Genomic DNA, 15,479 nt, shown 5'->3' on the forward strand with positions numbered 1-15,479 from the left:
CGGTCGTGAGGGGCGTTGCCCCGGCCGGGCGGTCAGCCGCCACAGCCACCGCAGCCACCACACCCGCTGCCGCAGCCACCACCGCCCCCGTCCCCGCCGCCACCGCCGTCGCCCCCACCGGCGGTTCCGCCCTCGCCGCCGGTGGCGCCGCAGCCGGCGCTCCAGGTCGTCGAGCCGCCGTCGCCGGCCGCCGCCGCACCCCCGCCGCCGGCGACCGTGGCCCGGAACTGGTCGCCCAGCGCGGCGTCCAGCGCCGCCAGGCCGCCGAGGGCCACCGCGCCGGCCAGGCCCCAGGCGAACACCGGGCGGTGCCGCTCCGCCTCCCGCACGGTCTCCCGGCCGGCCGGGGGCAGGTTCATGGGCGGTGGGCCGAAGACGAGGGAGCCGATCATCGCCACCGTGCTGAGCGCGGGCCCGATCAGCCCCAGTGGCCCGATCGCGTCCTCGCGGCCCATGGTGAGCAACAGGTAGGGCAGCCACAGGGCGTTGACGGCGGCGACGACCCGGGTGAGCAGTGCCCACCGGCGCCAGTCCCGCAGCCGTCCCGGCCAGCAGAGCAGCCCGCGGGTGGCCAGTGTGTCCCCGACGTTCTGCAGTGGGCGGGAGGTGATCAGGGCGGCGCGCACCGTGCCCAGCGGGGTGACCCAGGCGTCGCCGCAGGCGGCCAGCGCGACCCGCTCCAACTCGGTGTCCGCGACCGGCCGGACCACGTGCACCTGGTGGGACGTCAGCTCGATCCGTTCCTTCTCCAGCAGGCCGCAGAGCACGGTGTCGGCGGCCCGGCCGGCGCCGCCGGTCAGGAAGGCCAGCTCGACGGCGTCGTCCACGCCGGGCCGCGCCGTGCCCGCCGGCGCCGGCAGCGCCCTGGCCCGGGCGCGGAGCATCAACGCCAGCAAGGCCACGGTGTACAGGCCCGTGCCGACACAGATCGCCAGCCACATCTCGATCACCTTTCCCCGGGCCGCGCGGGCCGCTTCTTCGTCAGGCCGGCCAGCGTCCGGCGCAGCCAGCCGGCGCGCGGCCGGGCCCGGTGCCCGCCGGCGGTCAGCCAGTCGGCCAGCCGGGCGCGGACCTCGGGCGACAGGCCGGTGTGCCGGTCGAGCAGGGAGCGGGCGCACGTGACGGCGTCCTGCCGGTAGCCGCCGGTCAGTGGCACCTCGGCGGCGTAGGCCCGGACGGCGGCCCGGTATCCGTCGCCCAGGATCTCGGCCAGCTCGGGCGTCACCTTGGCCAGCACGGCGGCCCGCTTGCCGACCAGCGCCCGCCGCTGGGCGCGCAGCCGGTCCTCGTCGAAGCCCGCGGGGGCCGGGCCGCCGGCCACCAGCGAGGCCAGCAGCGCGTCCTGCGCGGCGGCGAGCCGCCGCCGGGCGGCGGCCAGCTCGGCCGGCTCCCCGCGGTCGGGGCGCTCAGCCACGGCGCACCCGACCGGTCTCGACCACCTCGCGGATCGCCGCCAGCTCGCCGGCCAGCTCGTCGGCCGGCGGGAAGCCGGCGTCCCGCTCCAGCATCACGCCGGGCGGGTCGGCCCGGTCACACAGCTCGCGCAGCACCGCGAGGACCTCGGGCGGGACGGGGTGCGCGTGGCTGTCGTGCCACAGCCCGTCCCGTTCCACCCCGCCGGCGACGTGCACGTAGGCCAGGGCCTCCAGCGGCAGCCCGGCCAGCGCCTCGGCCGGGTCCTCGCCCCGGTTGCGGTGGTTGGTGTGCAGGTTCGCCACGTCGATGAGCAGCCGCACCCCGGTGCGCTCGACCAGCTCGCTCAGGAACTGGGCCTCCGTCAACTCCTCGTCCGGCCAGCCGAAGAGCGTCGCGATGTTCTCCAGGGCCAGCGGCACCGGCAGGGCGTCCTGCGCGATCCGCACGTTGGCGCAGAGCACGTCGAGGGCGTCCCGGGTGCGGGGCACGGGCAGCAGGTGGCCGGCCTCCAGCCGGGGGGTGCCGGTCAGGGGGCCGCCGGCCCGGACGAAGGCGATGTGCTCGGTGACCAGGGGCGCGCGCAGCGCCTCGGCGACCCGGGCCAGCTCGACCAGCCGGCCGGGCGCCGGCCGGTCCGCGCCGCCGAGGCCGAGGCCGACGCCGTGCGGCACCACCGTGGTGCCCTCGGCCAACAGCCCGGCCAGTGGCGCCGGCAGGTGGTCGGCGCAGACGTTCTCGGCCACCACCTCGACCCAGTCGACGCCCGGCAGGCCCGCGATCGCGTCGGCGATCTCGGGCCGCCAGCCGATTCCGATGCCCAGCCCCATGGTGTTCCCCCGATCCCCCTACCGTCCGCCGGTCGACCGCTCCGGCGAGCTGTTCACTGTTCTCCCCCGAGGGCGGTCCGGCAACCGGCGGGCGGCGCACGACGGGCGAGTTCTGAGGAACTTTTGAGCTGCCGCTGAGCTGGAGTTGAGCTTTTCGGGGCCGAACGTGAACGCGCCGCGCTCCGCGGGCTGTTCACCCGCGCCCGCCCACGGGACGGCGCGCGGCGCGGGCCGCGCCCGGCGGCGGGGCGGCGTCAGCTGGCGCGGCCGGCGTCCCGGGCCAGGGCGGTCAGCCGGGAGATGGCGCGGAAGTACTTCTTGCGGTAGCCGCCCCGCCGCATCTCCTCGCTGAACAGCTCGTCGAACGGCGCGCCCGAGGCGAGCACCGGGATCTCCCGGTCGTAGAGCCGGTCGGCCAGCACCACCAGCCGCAGCGCCGTGGTCTGGTCGGGCACCGGGCCGACCCCCGTGAGGCAGACCGTGCTGACCCCGTCGCAGAGCGCCCCGTACCGGCTGGGGTGGACCCGCGCCAGGTGGTCCAGCAGGGTGCCGAAGTCGTCCAGGGTGGCGCCCGGGGTGGACCGGGCGGCCTCGACCACCGCCTCCCTGGGGCGCGGCGGCGGCGCCTCGGGCAGCCCGCGGTGCCGGTAGTCCTCGCCGTCCACCCGCAGCGGGCGGAAGTGGGCCGCCAGGCCCTGGATCTCGCGCAGGAAGTCGGCGGCGGCGAACCGGCCCTCGCCCAGCTTGCCCGGCAGCGTGTTGGAGGTGGCGGCCAGGGCCACCCCCTCGTCCACCAGTCGGGACAGCAACGAGGAGATCAGCACCGTGTCGCCCGGATCGTCCAGCTCGAACTCGTCGATGCACAGCAGCTGGTGGCCCGCGAGGGTGCGCACGGTCTGCTGGAAGCCCAGCGCGCCGACCAGGTTGGTCAGCTCGACGAAGGTGCCGAACGCCTTCCGCTCGGGCGGGGCCGGCGCGGCGTGCCAGAGCGAGGCCAGCAGGTGGGTCTTGCCCACGCCGAAGCCGCCGTCCAGGTAGACGCCGCGCGGCCCGGTGGGCCTGGCCTTCCGGGCGCGGCCGCGGAACAGGCCGCGCCGCCCCTCGCTCCGGCCGGCGCCGTCGAGCGAGTCGGCGAACTCCTCCAGCGCCTTGATCGCCAGGCGCTGGCTCGGCTGGTTCGGGTCGGGGACGTAGGTGTCGAAGCGGACCGCGTCGAAGCGCGGCGGCGGCACCAGCTCCGCTACCAGCCGGTCGGCCGGCACCTGTGGCGAGCGGGCGCTGAGCGCCGGCGGCTCGCCCTCGTGGCTGGTCGGCGGGGGCGCGTTGCGGTGGGACACGGTCTTCGATTCTACGCCAGACGGGTGGGCCGGGCGGGGGCGCCCGCTGTGCCACACTGCGCCCCATGCGACGCCTGTTCCCGCCGGCCGCCCCGCCGGCCCCGACCGAAGCGCCCGTCCCGCCCGCCCCGACCGACGCCGAGGGGCCGGAGCCGACGCTCGCCGAGCTGGCCGCGGCCTACGCCTACCCCCGGCCGGTGGCCGCCGACGGCTGCTGGCTGCGCGCCAACATGGTCGCCTCGCTGGACGGGGCGGCCCACCACGAGCACCGGTCGCAGCCGCTCTCCGGGCCGGCCGACATGCGGATCTTCGGGGTGTTGCGGGCGCTGGCCGACGCGGTGGTGGTGGGCGCCGAGACGGTCCGCAGGGAGGGGTACCGGCCGGCCCGCGCGCGGGCCGAGTTCGCCGCCGACCGGGCCGCGGCCGGCCAGTCGCCGGCGGCCGCCATCGTGGTGGTCAGCGCCAGCCTCGACCTGGACTTCGCGGCGCCGCTGTTCGCCGCCCCCGTGGTGCCCAGCCTGGTGGTCACCGGGGCCGGGGCGCCGCCGGACCGGCTGGCCGCCGCCGCTGCGGCCGGCGTCGAGGTGCTGCTGGCCGGCGACGGCGCGACCGCCGAGCCGCACCGGATCAGGGCCGCGCTGGCGGCCCGTGGCCTGACCCGGCTGCTGACCGAGGGCGGGCCCCGGCTGCTGGGCGCGTTCGCCGGCGCGCGGGCGCTGGACGAGCTGTGCCTGACGGTCGCGCCCCGGCTCGCGCTCGGCGCGGCCTCCCGGGTGGTCGCCGGCCCGGAGGTGCCGGTGCCGCACGAGTTCCGGCTCACCGACCTGCTGACCGACGAGGGTTTCCTCTTCCACCGGTACCGCGCGGTTGGCGCCCCGGCGCGCTGATCCGGGCCGGGTTCCTCCCCGGGGTCCGACAATCTGCGGAATGTCACGTTCCGCTTATTCTGGTGTGGGCAGACTGAAGGGGCGCGACGCCGTGGTTCCACGGCGTTCCGGCACGGCGGAGGGCGTCCTCCGCCGGGAGCGCGGACCGGCCGACGAAGGGCGTTAATCGTGATCACGACTGTCCTCATGATCGAGAAATCCCTGGTGCCCACCGATGTCGAGCTGGTCACCACGCTGCACGGCGACGAGGAGCAGTCCTTCGTGGTGCTGATGCAGCCGCGCGGCGACCAGGACCAGTTGCTGCGCGCGGTCGACGACGTGGCGCTGGGCGAGTTCGGCGAGGCGGCCCGGGAGCCGGACGAGCCGGCGGGCGGCGAGGCCGTGGCGCCGGCGCTGCGCGGGCTCGACGAGACGCTGGCCGCGCTCCGCGCGACCGGCGCCGACGCCGTCGGCCAGCTGGTCGCCGACCACCCGCTCGACCTGCTGGCCTCGGTGGTGACGGAGACCGGCGCGGACGAGGTGGTGGTGCTCACCGCACCGCACTACGTGGAGGAGCTGTTCCACCGGGACTGGGCCTCCCGGGCCCGCCACAAGGTCGGCGTCCCGGTGCTCCGGCTCTTCGCGCACGGCGAGTAGCCGGCGCGCGTGCCGGCCCCGCGCGCCGGCGCGCCGCGGACGGCCTCCGCCGGGGGAGCGGCCTCCGCCGGGCGCCGCCCGCCGGGTGCGACAATCGGGCACGCACCGCGTCTAGCAGGGAGACTGACGATGACCACGGCGATCCCGCCCGGCATGGAACGACCGCACTTCATCGGCGTCGGGGGCGCCGGCATGTCGGGTATCGCCAAGCTGCTGGCCCAGCGCGGCGCCGCCGTCGCCGGCAGCGACCACCGCGCCTCGCCGACCGTGGCCGCGCTCCGCGAGCTGGGCGTCACCGTGGGGATCGGGCACCTGGCCGAGCACCTGGCCGACGACGCCACCTGCGTCGTGGTCTCCAGTGCCATCCGGCCGGACAACCCCGAGCTGGTCGAGGCCGCCAGGCGCGCCCTGCCGGTGATCCACCGGGCGGAGGCGCTGGCCGCGTTGATGGCCGGCACCCGGGCCATCGCGGTGGCCGGCACCCACGGCAAGACGACCACCACCTCGATGCTCGCCGTCAGCCTCACCACCCTGGGCCGGTCCCCGTCCTACGCGATCGGCGGCGACCTGGACACGCCAGGCTCCAACGCCGCCCAGGGCACCGGCGACCTCTTCGTCGCCGAGGCCGACGAGAGCGACCGCAGCTTCCACCACTACCGCCCCGAGGTGGCGATCATCCTCAACGTGGAGCTGGACCACCACGCCAACTACGCGTCGATGGACGAGATCTACGACTCCTTCGAGACCTTCGTCGAGCGGGTCCGACCCGGCGGCACGCTGGTGATCAACGCCGACCAGGAGGGGGCCCGCAAGCTCACCGCCCGGCTCACCGGCCGCCCCGGGCTCGCGGTGCGCACCTACGGCGAGGCCGCGGACGCCGACGTGCGGGTGGTCGACCTGCGGCCCGAGGGGCTGACCAGCCAGGTCACCGTCGAGATCGACGGCGAGACGCTGACCTTCGACGTCTCCGTGCCGGGCCGGCACTACGCGCACAACGCGGTCGCCGCGCTGGCCGCCGGGGTCGCCGCCGGCGTCCCGGCCGCCGAGCTGGCCGGCGCGCTGGGCAGCTACACCGGCGTGCGGCGCCGGCTCCAGCTGGTCGGCGAGGCCGGCGGGGTGCGGGTCATCGACAGCTACGCCCACCACCCCACCGAGATGGCCGCCGACCTGGAGGCCATCAGGTCCGGTGCCGGCGCTGGCCGGGTCCTGGTCGTCTTCCAGCCGCACCTCTTCAGCCGCACCCAGGAGTTGGGCGTCGAGATGGGCCAGGCCCTGGCGCTCGCCGACGGCTGTCTGGTGCTGGAGATCTACCCGGCCAGGGAGGACCCGATCCCCGGGGTCACCAGCGAGCTGATCATCGACGCGGCCCGCCGGCACGGCGCCGAGGTGACCGCCGTGCGGGTCAAGGACACGGTCCCCGACCTGGTGGCGGGAATCGCCGGGCCGGGCGACCTGGTTCTCACCATGGGGGCGGGCGACGTCACCGAGCTGGGCCCGCTGATCCTGGCCCGGCTGGCCGGCTGACCGGCCGGCCCCCGAACCGAACACGACGAAGGAGAACCATGGCCTACGAGGTCGAGAAGTCCGACGACGAGTGGCGCGCGCAGCTGTCCGACGACGAGTACCGGGTGCTGCGCCAGGCCGGCACCGAGCCGGCCTTCACCGGCGAGTACACCGACACCAAGACCGAGGGCGTCTACCACTGCCGGGCCTGCGGTGCCGAACTCTTCCGCTCGGACACCAAGTTCGAGTCGCACTGCGGCTGGCCCTCGTTCTTCGACCCGGCGGACAGCGACGCGGTGGAGACCCGCCCGGACAACTCGCTGCCGGGCCGCCCCCGCACCGAGGTGCTCTGCCGCACCTGCGGTTCGCACCTCGGCCACGTCTTCGCGGGCGAGGGCTACGACACCCCGACCGACCTGCGGTACTGCATCAACTCCATCGCCGTCCGGCTGACCCCGACGGCGTAGGGTCCGCCCGACGGGCCGCCCCCGGCGGGCGGCTCGTCCACGGGCCGGAACCCGCTGGCCGACGGCGCGGCGGCGCAGCAGGATGGCGCCCATGTGGAGTCACCTGCCGGCCTTCCTCGGCGCCTGCCTGCTGATAGCCGCCGCCCCCGGCCCCAGCACCGTGCTGATCATCCGGAACTCCCTGCGCGACCGCAGGTCCGGCTTCTTCACGGTGCTGGGCAACGAGTCCGGCGTCTTCCTCTGGGGCCTGGCCGCCGCGCTCGGCCTGACCGCGCTGCTGGACGCCTCCGAGGTCGCCTACGACGTGCTGCGGCTGGTGGGCGCGGTGGTGCTGCTCGGGTTCGGCGCCCAGAGCCTGTACGCCGCCCGGCGCGGTGGCGCGCCGGCCGAGCTGGCGCGGCCGCCGGCCGAGGCCGACTCCGCCGGCCGCTGCTACCGCGCCGGCCTGCTGCTCAACCTGGCCAACCCCAAGGCTGGCATCTTCGCCATGGCCTTCCTCCCGCAGTTCGTCCCCGCCGGCGCCCCGCACCTGGCCACCATGGTGCTGCTGGCCGCGATCTGGGCGGTCTTCGAGGTCGTCTACTACGCCACCTACGTCTGGGGCGTGGACCGGATGCGGGCGGTGCTCGCCCGCCCGACCGTCCGCCGCCGGCTGGAGCAGGTCTCCGGGGTGGTGCTGATCGGGCTCGCGGTCCGACTGGCCACCGACGGCTGACCGGCCGGCCTCAGGTGCGCAGCAGCACCTGCGCCGCCCGGGCCGGCAACGGCAGCGCGCCGTCGGACGGCTCGGCCGGCGGCCCGGCCTGCGGGCTGGCGGCCAGCGTGCTGAACGTCCCGGTGCCCAGCGGCAGCCGCCGCGGCTCGGCCGCCAGGTTGACCGCCACCACCAGCGGCCCGTGGTGCAGCACCAGCCACCGAGCCGCCTCGTCGAACTCCACCCGTACCTGGGCCAGCCGCAGGTCGGGCGGCAGGTGGCGGTGTCGGACGGCGATCAGCCGCCGGTGCCAGTCCAGCAGCGCGGCCCGTTCCGGGTCCAGGACCGGCTCGTCCCAGTCCAGCACGGAACGGTCCCTGGTCGCCGGGTCCTGCGGGTCCGGCACCTCGCCCGCCGTCCAGCCGTGTGCGGCGAACTCCCGCCGCCGGCCGTCCCGCACCGCCGCCGCCAGCGCCGGGTCCTGGTGGTCGGTGAAGTACTGCCACGGGGTGCCGGCGCCCCACTCCTCGCCCATGAACAGCATCGGCGTGAACGGCCCGCACAGCACCAGCGCGGCCAGCGGCGCCACGCCGGCCGGCCCGAGCAGCGCGGCCAGCCGGTCGCCCAGCGCCCGGTTCCCCACCTGGTCGTGGGTCTGCGCGTAGCCCACCAGCTGGTGCCCCCAGACCGCCGTCCGGTCCAGCGGTCGGCCGTGCCGCCGGCCACGGAACGAGGAGTACCCGCCGTCATGGAAGAAGCCGCAGGTCAACGTCTTGGCCAGGGCGGCCAGCGGGGCCCGGGCGAAGTCCGCGTAGTAGCCCTGGGCCTCGCCGGTCGCGGCGCAGTGCAGCGCGTGGTGGAAGTCGTCGTTCCACTGGCCGTGCAGGCCGAGACCGTGCGCGGCGCGGGGCGCGACGGTGCGCGGGTCGTTGCGGTCCGACTCGGCGACCAGGAACAGCGGCCGTCGTTCGGCCTCCGCCAACGCGTCAACGGCGGCGGACAGTTCGGCCAGCAGGTGCTCCGCCCGGTCGTCGAGCAGCGCGTGCACCGCGTCCAGCCGCAGGCCATCCAGCCGGTAGTCGCGGAGGAACGCCAGCGCGCTGCCCACGAAGTAGGACCGCACCGGGTCGGAGTCCGGCCCGTCGAGGTTGACCGCGGCGCCCCAGGGCGTGTGGTGCCGCTCGGTGAAGTAGGGCCCGAACTCCGGCAGCCGGTTCCCGGACGGGCCCAGGTGGTTGTGCACCACGTCCAGCACCACGCCCAGGCCGTGCCCGTGCGCCGCGTCCACGAACCGGGCCAGCCCCTCGGGCCCGCCGTAGGGCTGGTGCACCGCCCAGGGCGCCACCCCGTCGTACCCCCAGCCGTGCCGGCCGGGGAACGGGTTCACCGGCATCAGCTGGACGTGCGTGACCCCCAACTCGGCGAGGTGGCCGAGGCGTTCGGCCGCCGCGTCGAAGGTGCCGGCGGCCGTGAAGGTGCCGGTGTGCAGCTCGTAGATGACCGCGCCGGCCAGCCCGCGCCCCGGCCAGAAGTGCCGCCACGGGAACCGCGTCGGGTCCACCACCGCGCTCAGCCCCTCGGGGCCGTCCGGGAGCGCCCGGCCCCGCGGGTCGGGCAGCGGCTCGCCGCCGTCCAACGCGAAGCCGTACCGCGCCCCCGGCTCCGCCGCCGCCTCGACCTGCCACCACCCCTCGCCACCGGGGGCCGGCCGCATCGGCAGCGGCCGGCCGTTCAGCTGGAGCGTGACCTCGCGGGCTCGTGGCGCCCAGACCTCGAACAACATGGGTCCATGCTGGGCGCCACGCCCCGTTCAGGCCAGAGTCCCCGCCGTGTGGCGGGGGCGCGTCAGTCCCGCACCAGGCACCAGCGATGCTGACTGATCGGATAACCGGCCCGGGCGAAGGAGGCGGCCATCGCCGTGTTGCCCACGTCGGTGGCCGCCGCGATCCGCTCCGCGCCCGCGGCCACCAGGTCCTGGGTGCACTCGACCAGCAGGTCGAAGCCGTAGGAGTGGCCCCGCTGCTCGGGCACGACCCCGATCAGGCCCACACAGAACCCGTTGGGGTTGCCCGCCGGCACCTGGATGCCGACCAGCTCGCCCGCCGGGGTGTAGGCCAGCCGCAGCCACTCGCGGGGCGTCGGACACCACCTGATGAAGTCCATCTCCTCCTGGGCCGCGGCCCGCGGGCCGCCCTTCTCGATGGCGCGCAGCGCGTGGTGGTCCCGGGTGTCGGAGTGCACCCGGGCCAGCACGTCCAGCACCACCTCGTCGTCCGGCTCGGGCCGGTACACCAGCCGGCCGGTCCGCTCCGGCAGCCCGCACTCCGGCGTCCAGACATACCGGAACCGCTCGGTCAGCCGGCGGTAGCCGGCGGCCACGGAGGCCGCCATGCGGGTCTCGGCGGCCCGTTCGACCGCCGGGTCGGACCGCCAGCCGGGCGGCAGGATCAGCTCGTACTCGGCGTCGAAGGGGGCGGCCCGCAGCAGCGCGACCCCGGCCTCCGGGTCGGTGAAGTCGAACCAGTCCAGCGCCCTGGGCCGCTCGTCGTCCGGACCGCCCCAGAAGGCGGCCCGGGCCACAACCTCGCCGTCCCGCAGTGCCAGCCAGGTCCAGTCGGGTCGGTAGTCGCCGCCGGCGGCGCGGAGTTCGAAGGTGTCGTACGGCGCGGCCAGCAGCTCGCGCCCGACCAGCCCGGCGTCGGGCAGCTTCAGGGAGTGGAACAGCGCGGCGGACTCGTTCGCCGCGAGGGGACGAATGACCAGTTCGGTCACGGGGGTTCCTTCCGGAAACCGCCCGCGCCCACGTCAGTCGGTGGGACGCCCGATCAGGGACCGGCGGAGGCGCGGGACGGCAACAGACATGCAGGGACACATCATCGTCAACGCCTCCTTCCTCGATCGCGGGCCCGTCATCAGGCCAACCGCTGGGCGTCACAACGAGGTTACCCCACCCCGGACGAATCTGGACAGCCAGCCCGCCTCTCCTCCAGAATCCCGGCATGACCACGCCCGACTCGGAGGCTCAACGACCGCGGATCTCGGACGCGGACCGGGAAGAGGCACTGGAGGTGCTCAGGGAGGGCATGGCCGAGGGGCGGATCTCGCCCGACACGCTGCTCCAGCGCGTCGAGCTGATCATGGCGGCCCGGCACCCGGACGAACTGGCCGAGGTGCTGCACGACCTGCCGGACCGGCGGGCGCCGCGCTCCGACGGCTGGTTGCTGACCTCCGTCACCCGGATCTCCGCGTTCCAACACCGGCTGCGGCTGGCCTGGCGCGCCGAGCGGCTGCCCCAGCTGGTGCTGCCCCTGCCGGGCCCCAAGCCGCTGGCGATAGGCCGCGCCGCCGGCTCCGGCCTGCGGCTCAACGACGCCAGCGTCTCCCGCTACCACGCGCAGCTGCGCGGCACCGCCGCCGGCTGGACGCTGCGCGACCTCGGCTCGGCCAACGGCACCTGGGTGAACGGGCGCCGGGTCACCGACACGGTGCCGGTCCGGGCCGGCGACCAACTCCGTTTCGGCGCCGTCTCCTACCGCCTGGTCGCGCGCGAACCGGGTACCTGAGCGGGGCGCCCGCGCGCTGGTGCTGAACGCGCGGGCGCGCGAGGGCGGGGCGGCTGGTGCGGACGGCTGGTGGCGGTGCCGGCCGTGGCCGGCTGGTCCTGGCGCCGACCACGGTGGGGCAGCGGGTCTGGTCGGCCCCGGGGTGGCTGGCCCCGGAAGGTGGACGGTGCGTGCCGGAGCCTCGGCGCCGTCCGGCCGGTGCGGCGGGCTCAGCTTGGCGGGCCCGGTGGCGGGTCTCGCGGATCACGTGCGTCTGGCGTGGCGCCGGCCCGGGCGACCCGCGCGTCCACCAGCCGGGACAGGGTGAGGCGCACGGGAACGAACCCGTGTCCGCGCCAGAAGGCGTCGCCGACCAGGTTCGCCGAGGTCCACTCGACGCCGCAGGCCGTCGCCCCCCGGGCGTCGGCCCAGGCCAGCACGCCGCCCAGCAGCGCGGTGCCCACGCCGGCCGACCTGGCCGATGCGGTGACCACGGCCATGCCGATGGTGGCGGTCGCCGGGTGGCGACTGTCCGGGCCGGCCAGCATCATCCCCACCGGACGGCCGCCCTCCTCGGCCAGCAGCACCAGCCGCCGCGCGTCGGTGACCGCCCGCCGCAGGTCCGCGTCGACGGCCGGTTGGTCGACCAACGCGGGGCGCAGCATGGGCGGTTCGGCGTGGAAGCGCTGCAACTCCCGCACGAGGGCACCGAGCTGCGGCAGGTCGGCGTGGTCTGCCGGCCGGAGGGTGACCGACGGGCGCGCGGGCTCCGGGGCGGTCAGCCCGCGCAGGCCCTTGACCTGGTCCAGGCCGAAGCCGAGTTCGACCAGGGCCGCGACGGCCGTTCGGTGCTCGCTGGCGATCACCACGCCGTGCGCGAAGCGGCCGAGCCGGGTCAGCCGGCCGGCCAGTTCCCGGTAGAGCCGGCGGTAGACCTCCCGGGTCACGTCCGGGGCGGCGGCGTGGTGCGCCAGCCGGACCCGGGCGGTCGACTGGCCAGGGGGGCCGGGGACCGAGGCGAGCGCGAAGCCGCGCAACGTGCCGTGCCCGTCCACCGCGGCCAGCCCCGGGCCCACCGCGCGCCAGTCGGCGAGCAGCGCCTGGGCCGCTTCCGGGTCGGCCAGGTCGACATCCGGCCAGGGGGCGGCCGTCGACCGGTGGGCGCTGGCCAGCAGGGCGGCGGCCGGCGCGGTCCAGCGGTCATCGAAGGGGACGATCGCCAGGGCCGCCACGCTCTTCCCTGCCCTTCGTCGGGTCCCGTCCACTGCCGCACGGCCGCCACGGCGGCCGGGTCAGGTGGTCGGTGACGGCGGTCGGTCGGAAGGGGAAGCCGGCCTGTCGCCCTAGCGGGGGCTGGAGGTGGGACGACAGGCCGGAGTCGGTTGGGCGGTGTCGCGGTGCACCGCCGCCTCGGGAGTGGGAGCGCTCCCAAATGGAAGGTAGCGTCCGGGGAAGTCGGCTGTAAAGACTCGTGCGTTGCCCGATCCCGGCCGGTCGCCGGTGATCCCTGGTCAGGTGTGCCCTTCAAGGGGGACGGAGTCCGGGGTGGGGGGACGGGTGGCGGACCGGCGGGCGTTCGATGGGGGGTCGGTGACGGATGAGGAGACGGTGTGCTGGGAGCGCTCCCAGGTTGGTTGGCCGCGTGACGCGGCCGTGCGGGGCCGGTCAGGTCAGTCCTCGTTGACCAGCAGGGCCACCGGCTCCGTCGCGAAGAGCCGGTCCAGCCACACCCGTTCCCGGTGGCGCTGTCCGGTGCGTGGGTCGCGCCAGTCGCCGGGCGGCAGCGGGAGTTGGGTGTCCGCCCAGCCGCCCCGCGTGGCCAGCCGCTGGGAGAGCCGGGTCACCGCGCTGAGCACCCGGTCGGCGCGCACGAAGGCGACGCAGTGCTCGGCGGCCGGGCCGTCGGCGAACAGCGGCCGGTAGTCGGCCTCCGGGCCGAACCACTCGGGACGGGCCCGGCGTAGGCGGAGCACGGTGGCGGTCAGCCGCAGCTTCTCGGCGGCCAGGTCGAGGCCCTCGGCCGGGCTGTCCCCGTTCCCGTCCTCGTCCAGCGCGGTCAGCCGCTCGACCGGCAGCCGGGGCGGCCGGCGGTTGTCCGGGTCGACCAGTGCCAGGTAGTGGCCCTCGCTGCCCCGGTAGACGTCGGGCACCCCTGGCATGGTCAGATGCAGCAGCGTGACGCCCAGGACGTTGGCGCGGATCGCCGGCGCCACCTCGGCGGCGAACTCGGCGAGCTGGTGGAAGGGCTGGCCGCACGGACCGGCCAGGACGAAGCGTTCCACGGCGGTCTCGTACGCGTCGTTCGGCTCCGTCCAGCTGGTGTGCAGCGCGGCCTCCCGGACGGTCTTCAGCTGGGTGGCCAGCAGCCGCTCCCGGTCCGGATGGCCGAGCGCGAACGCGGTCTGCCAGGTGCCCCAGGCCAGGTGCGGGTCGGGGGCCCGCACCCCGGTGGCGGCCGTGGCCTCGGTGAGCTGGCTGACCAGCGCGGCCCAGTCCCTGGGGCGCTCGGTCAGCACCGCCTGGGCGGCCCGGACATCGCCGCTGCGCTTGGTGTCGTGGGTGGTCAACACGGTGCCGGTGAGCGGCCAGTCCCGCTGCGTCCGGGCGCAGAACGCGTGGAAGGCGGCCGGCGGCAGGGCCGGCATGCCCGGATCGCCGCCGACCTCGGCGGCCGACAGCAGCGGGGTGTAGCGGTACCCGGCGGTGTCCTCCACCGCCTTGGCGCGCAGCGCCGAGGCGACCTGGGCGAACCGCACCCGGAAGTCGGCCTGGTCCGCCGCGTCGCCGAAGCGGCCGAGCGCCAGCTCCCGGACGGTGCCGACCGCCGCGGCCTCGGCCGGCACCTGGAAGGCGGCCTCGGCCCCGTCCGCCGCCGTGGCCAGCAGCGCCGCGTCCACCGGGGACGGCGGGGCGTCGGCGGTGACGTACGGGCGGTAGACCGGCAGCCGCACCAGTAGCTCGGTGATCGCGGTGCGCAGCGCCCAGGGCGCGTGGTCGCGGTGCCGCAGCGGCCGCACGGCGCGGCAGATCCGGCGCGCGACCCGCACCAGCCGCTCCCGCTCCGCGGCCAGCTCGTGGTTGATGACCCGGTAGGCGGCCCGCCGCACCGTGGCCTCCCAGGCACCCCCCTGGTCGGGCGGGGCGCCGGTGAACGCGCGGTAGTGCTCGGTGAGTTCGGCCCAGCCCTCGGGGTCGACGAAGAGCGCGTCCAGGTGTCGCAGCGCGTCGTAGCCGGTGGTGCCGGCGATCGGCCAGCCGCCGGGGAGCTGCTCGCCGGAGCCGAGGATCTTCTCCGCCACGATCCAGGCGCCGCCGGTCTCCCGGTGCAGCCGCGCGAGGTAGCCGCCCGGGTCGGCCAGGCCGTCCGGATGGTCCACCCGAAGCCCGTCGACCACGCCGTCGGCGAGCAGGCGCAACACCAGGGCGTGGCTGGCGCGGAAGACCTCCGGGTCCTCGACGCGGATGGCGATCAGGTCGCTGATGGTGAAGAACCTGCGGTAGTTCAACTCGCTGCGACCCAGCCGCCACCAGGCGAGCCGGTAGTGCTGGGCGTCCAGCAGTCGGTCCAGGGGCAACTCCTCGGTTCCGGGACGGAGGGGCAGGCGGTGCTCGGCGTACCGGAGCGTACCTTCGGCCACTGACAGCCGGGTCAGCTCCTCGCCCAGCGGGCCGCCGAGGACCGGCAGCAGCAGCCGGCCGTCGCCGGCCGCCCAGTCGATGTCGAACCAGCGGGCGGCCGGGGAGTCCGGGCCGTCCCGCAGCACCTGCCACAGCGGGGCGTTGCGCCGGGTGTCGGCGGGCAGCGCCATGTGGTTGGGCACGATGTCCAGCACCAGGCCCAGGCCGTGGTCGTGCGCGGTCTCGGCCAGCCGCCGCAGGCCGTCCTCGCCGCCCAGCTCCGGACGGACCCGGCCGTGGTCGGTGACGTCGTAGCCGTGCGCCGATCCGGGCACCGCGTCAAGCACGGGGGAGAGGTGCAGGTGGGAGACGCCCAGGGCGGCGGCGTGCGGCACCACCCGGGCGGCCGCCGAGAAGTCGAAGTCGGGCCCCAGCTGGAGCCGGTACGTCGCCGTGGGCACCCGTCCTGGCGTCATGTCCGACGCCTGCCCCGCGTCAGGTGCCGGCAAGCGCGGGGGTTGTGGGATCTTGCTGCGTGGCCGGGGCGTGCCA

12 protein-coding genes and 1 pseudogene are annotated in these 15,479 nt (G+C 76.1%); 6 read left to right on the top strand and 7 right to left on the bottom strand.

Annotation, left to right across the window (positions count from 1 at the left end):
• Positions 1–32: 32 nt before the first annotated feature.
• From RM844_RS08295 to zapE, 3 genes and pseudogenes are all read right to left on the bottom strand, one after another.
• Complete coding sequence (locus RM844_RS08295) at positions 33–941, bottom strand: TIGR04222 domain-containing membrane protein (protein ID WP_311666312.1); 909 nt, start codon at positions 939–941, stop codon at positions 33–35.
• 5 nt (positions 942–946) lie between these two features.
• Positions 947–2,243, bottom strand: a pseudogene (locus RM844_RS08300) (DUF692 domain-containing protein).
• A 254-nt stretch (positions 2,244–2,497) separates the two neighbouring features.
• Entirely contained in the window at positions 2,498–3,580 is a 1,083-nt protein-coding gene (gene zapE, locus RM844_RS08305) for a cell division protein ZapE (RefSeq protein ID WP_311666313.1), read from the bottom strand.
• Positions 3,581–3,645: 65 nt separating this feature from the next.
• Here zapE and RM844_RS08310 point away from each other — a divergent pair, with 65 nt between their 5' ends.
• The 5 genes from RM844_RS08310 to RM844_RS08330 all read left to right on the top strand — a co-directional run bounded on the left by RM844_RS08310 (position 3,646) and on the right by RM844_RS08330 (position 7,788).
• Entirely contained in the window at positions 3,646–4,467 is an 822-nt protein-coding gene (locus RM844_RS08310; protein ID WP_311666314.1) for a dihydrofolate reductase family protein, read from the top strand.
• Positions 4,468–4,635: 168 nt separating this feature from the next.
• Positions 4,636–5,103, top strand: coding sequence for an indole-3-glycerol phosphate synthase (locus RM844_RS08315; protein WP_311666315.1), 468 nt, complete (start codon positions 4,636–4,638; stop codon positions 5,101–5,103).
• 129 nt (positions 5,104–5,232) lie between these two features.
• Positions 5,233–6,627: a UDP-N-acetylmuramate--L-alanine ligase gene (gene murC / locus RM844_RS08320; RefSeq protein ID WP_311666316.1), complete on the top strand. Its 1,395-nt coding sequence runs from the start codon at positions 5,233–5,235 to the stop codon at positions 6,625–6,627.
• 38 nt (positions 6,628–6,665) lie between these two features.
• Positions 6,666–7,073, top strand: a complete 408-nt coding sequence (gene msrB, locus RM844_RS08325) for a peptide-methionine (R)-S-oxide reductase MsrB (protein ID WP_311666317.1) — start codon at positions 6,666–6,668, stop codon at positions 7,071–7,073.
• Positions 7,074–7,164: 91 nt separating this feature from the next.
• Positions 7,165–7,788: a LysE family translocator gene (locus tag RM844_RS08330; RefSeq protein WP_311666318.1), complete on the top strand. Its 624-nt coding sequence runs from the start codon at positions 7,165–7,167 to the stop codon at positions 7,786–7,788.
• A gap of 10 nt (positions 7,789–7,798) precedes the next feature.
• On the opposite strand, the gene treZ is transcribed toward RM844_RS08330, so the two are convergent.
• Positions 7,799–9,550, bottom strand: a complete 1,752-nt coding sequence (gene treZ / locus RM844_RS08335) for a malto-oligosyltrehalose trehalohydrolase (protein WP_311666319.1) — start codon at positions 9,548–9,550, stop codon at positions 7,799–7,801.
• Positions 9,551–9,612: 62 nt separating this feature from the next.
• Positions 9,613–10,539 (bottom strand): GNAT family N-acetyltransferase, encoded by a 927-nt coding sequence (locus tag RM844_RS08340; RefSeq protein ID WP_311666320.1) that lies wholly within the window; start codon positions 10,537–10,539, stop codon positions 9,613–9,615.
• Positions 10,540–10,766: 227 nt separating this feature from the next.
• Between RM844_RS08340 and RM844_RS08345 the strand changes: the two genes are divergently transcribed.
• Complete coding sequence (locus tag RM844_RS08345; RefSeq protein WP_311666321.1) at positions 10,767–11,330, top strand: DUF1707 and FHA domain-containing protein; 564 nt, start codon at positions 10,767–10,769, stop codon at positions 11,328–11,330.
• 209 nt (positions 11,331–11,539) lie between these two features.
• Here the strand turns inward: RM844_RS08345 and RM844_RS08350 are convergent, their stop codons facing one another.
• Both RM844_RS08350 and treY read right to left on the bottom strand, forming a co-directional pair.
• Positions 11,540–12,541, bottom strand: a complete 1,002-nt coding sequence (locus RM844_RS08350; protein WP_311666322.1) for a GNAT family N-acetyltransferase — start codon at positions 12,539–12,541, stop codon at positions 11,540–11,542.
• 438 nt (positions 12,542–12,979) lie between these two features.
• A complete protein-coding gene (gene treY / locus RM844_RS08355; protein ID WP_311666323.1) occupies positions 12,980–15,403 on the bottom strand; it encodes a malto-oligosyltrehalose synthase in 2,424 nt (807 codons plus the stop codon).
• Between the last annotated feature and the right edge of the window lie 76 nt (positions 15,404–15,479).

This window comes from Streptomyces chisholmiae, assembly GCF_031845445.1.
Taxonomy (GTDB): Bacteria; Actinomycetota; Actinomycetes; order Streptomycetales; family Streptomycetaceae; genus Streptomyces; species Streptomyces chisholmiae.

What these genes read in the sequence shown, in the direction of transcription:
- RM844_RS08345 (WP_311666321.1), top strand. Translation starts at nt 10,767, where the DNA reads ATGACCACGCCCGACTCGGAGGCTCAACGACCGCGGATCTCGGACGCG.
- treZ (WP_311666319.1), bottom strand. Translation starts at nt 9,550, where the DNA reads ATGTTGTTCGAGGTCTGGGCGCCACGAGCCCGCGAGGTCACGCTCCAG.
- RM844_RS08295 (WP_311666312.1), bottom strand. Translation starts at nt 941, where the DNA reads ATGTGGCTGGCGATCTGTGTCGGCACGGGCCTGTACACCGTGGCCTTG.
- msrB (WP_311666317.1), top strand. Translation starts at nt 6,666, where the DNA reads ATGGCCTACGAGGTCGAGAAGTCCGACGACGAGTGGCGCGCGCAGCTG.
- RM844_RS08330 (WP_311666318.1), top strand. Translation starts at nt 7,165, where the DNA reads ATGTGGAGTCACCTGCCGGCCTTCCTCGGCGCCTGCCTGCTGATAGCC.
- RM844_RS08310 (WP_311666314.1), top strand. Translation starts at nt 3,646, where the DNA reads ATGCGACGCCTGTTCCCGCCGGCCGCCCCGCCGGCCCCGACCGAAGCG.
- treY (WP_311666323.1), bottom strand. Translation starts at nt 15,403, where the DNA reads ATGACGCCAGGACGGGTGCCCACGGCGACGTACCGGCTCCAGCTGGGG.
- murC (WP_311666316.1), top strand. Translation starts at nt 5,233, where the DNA reads ATGACCACGGCGATCCCGCCCGGCATGGAACGACCGCACTTCATCGGC.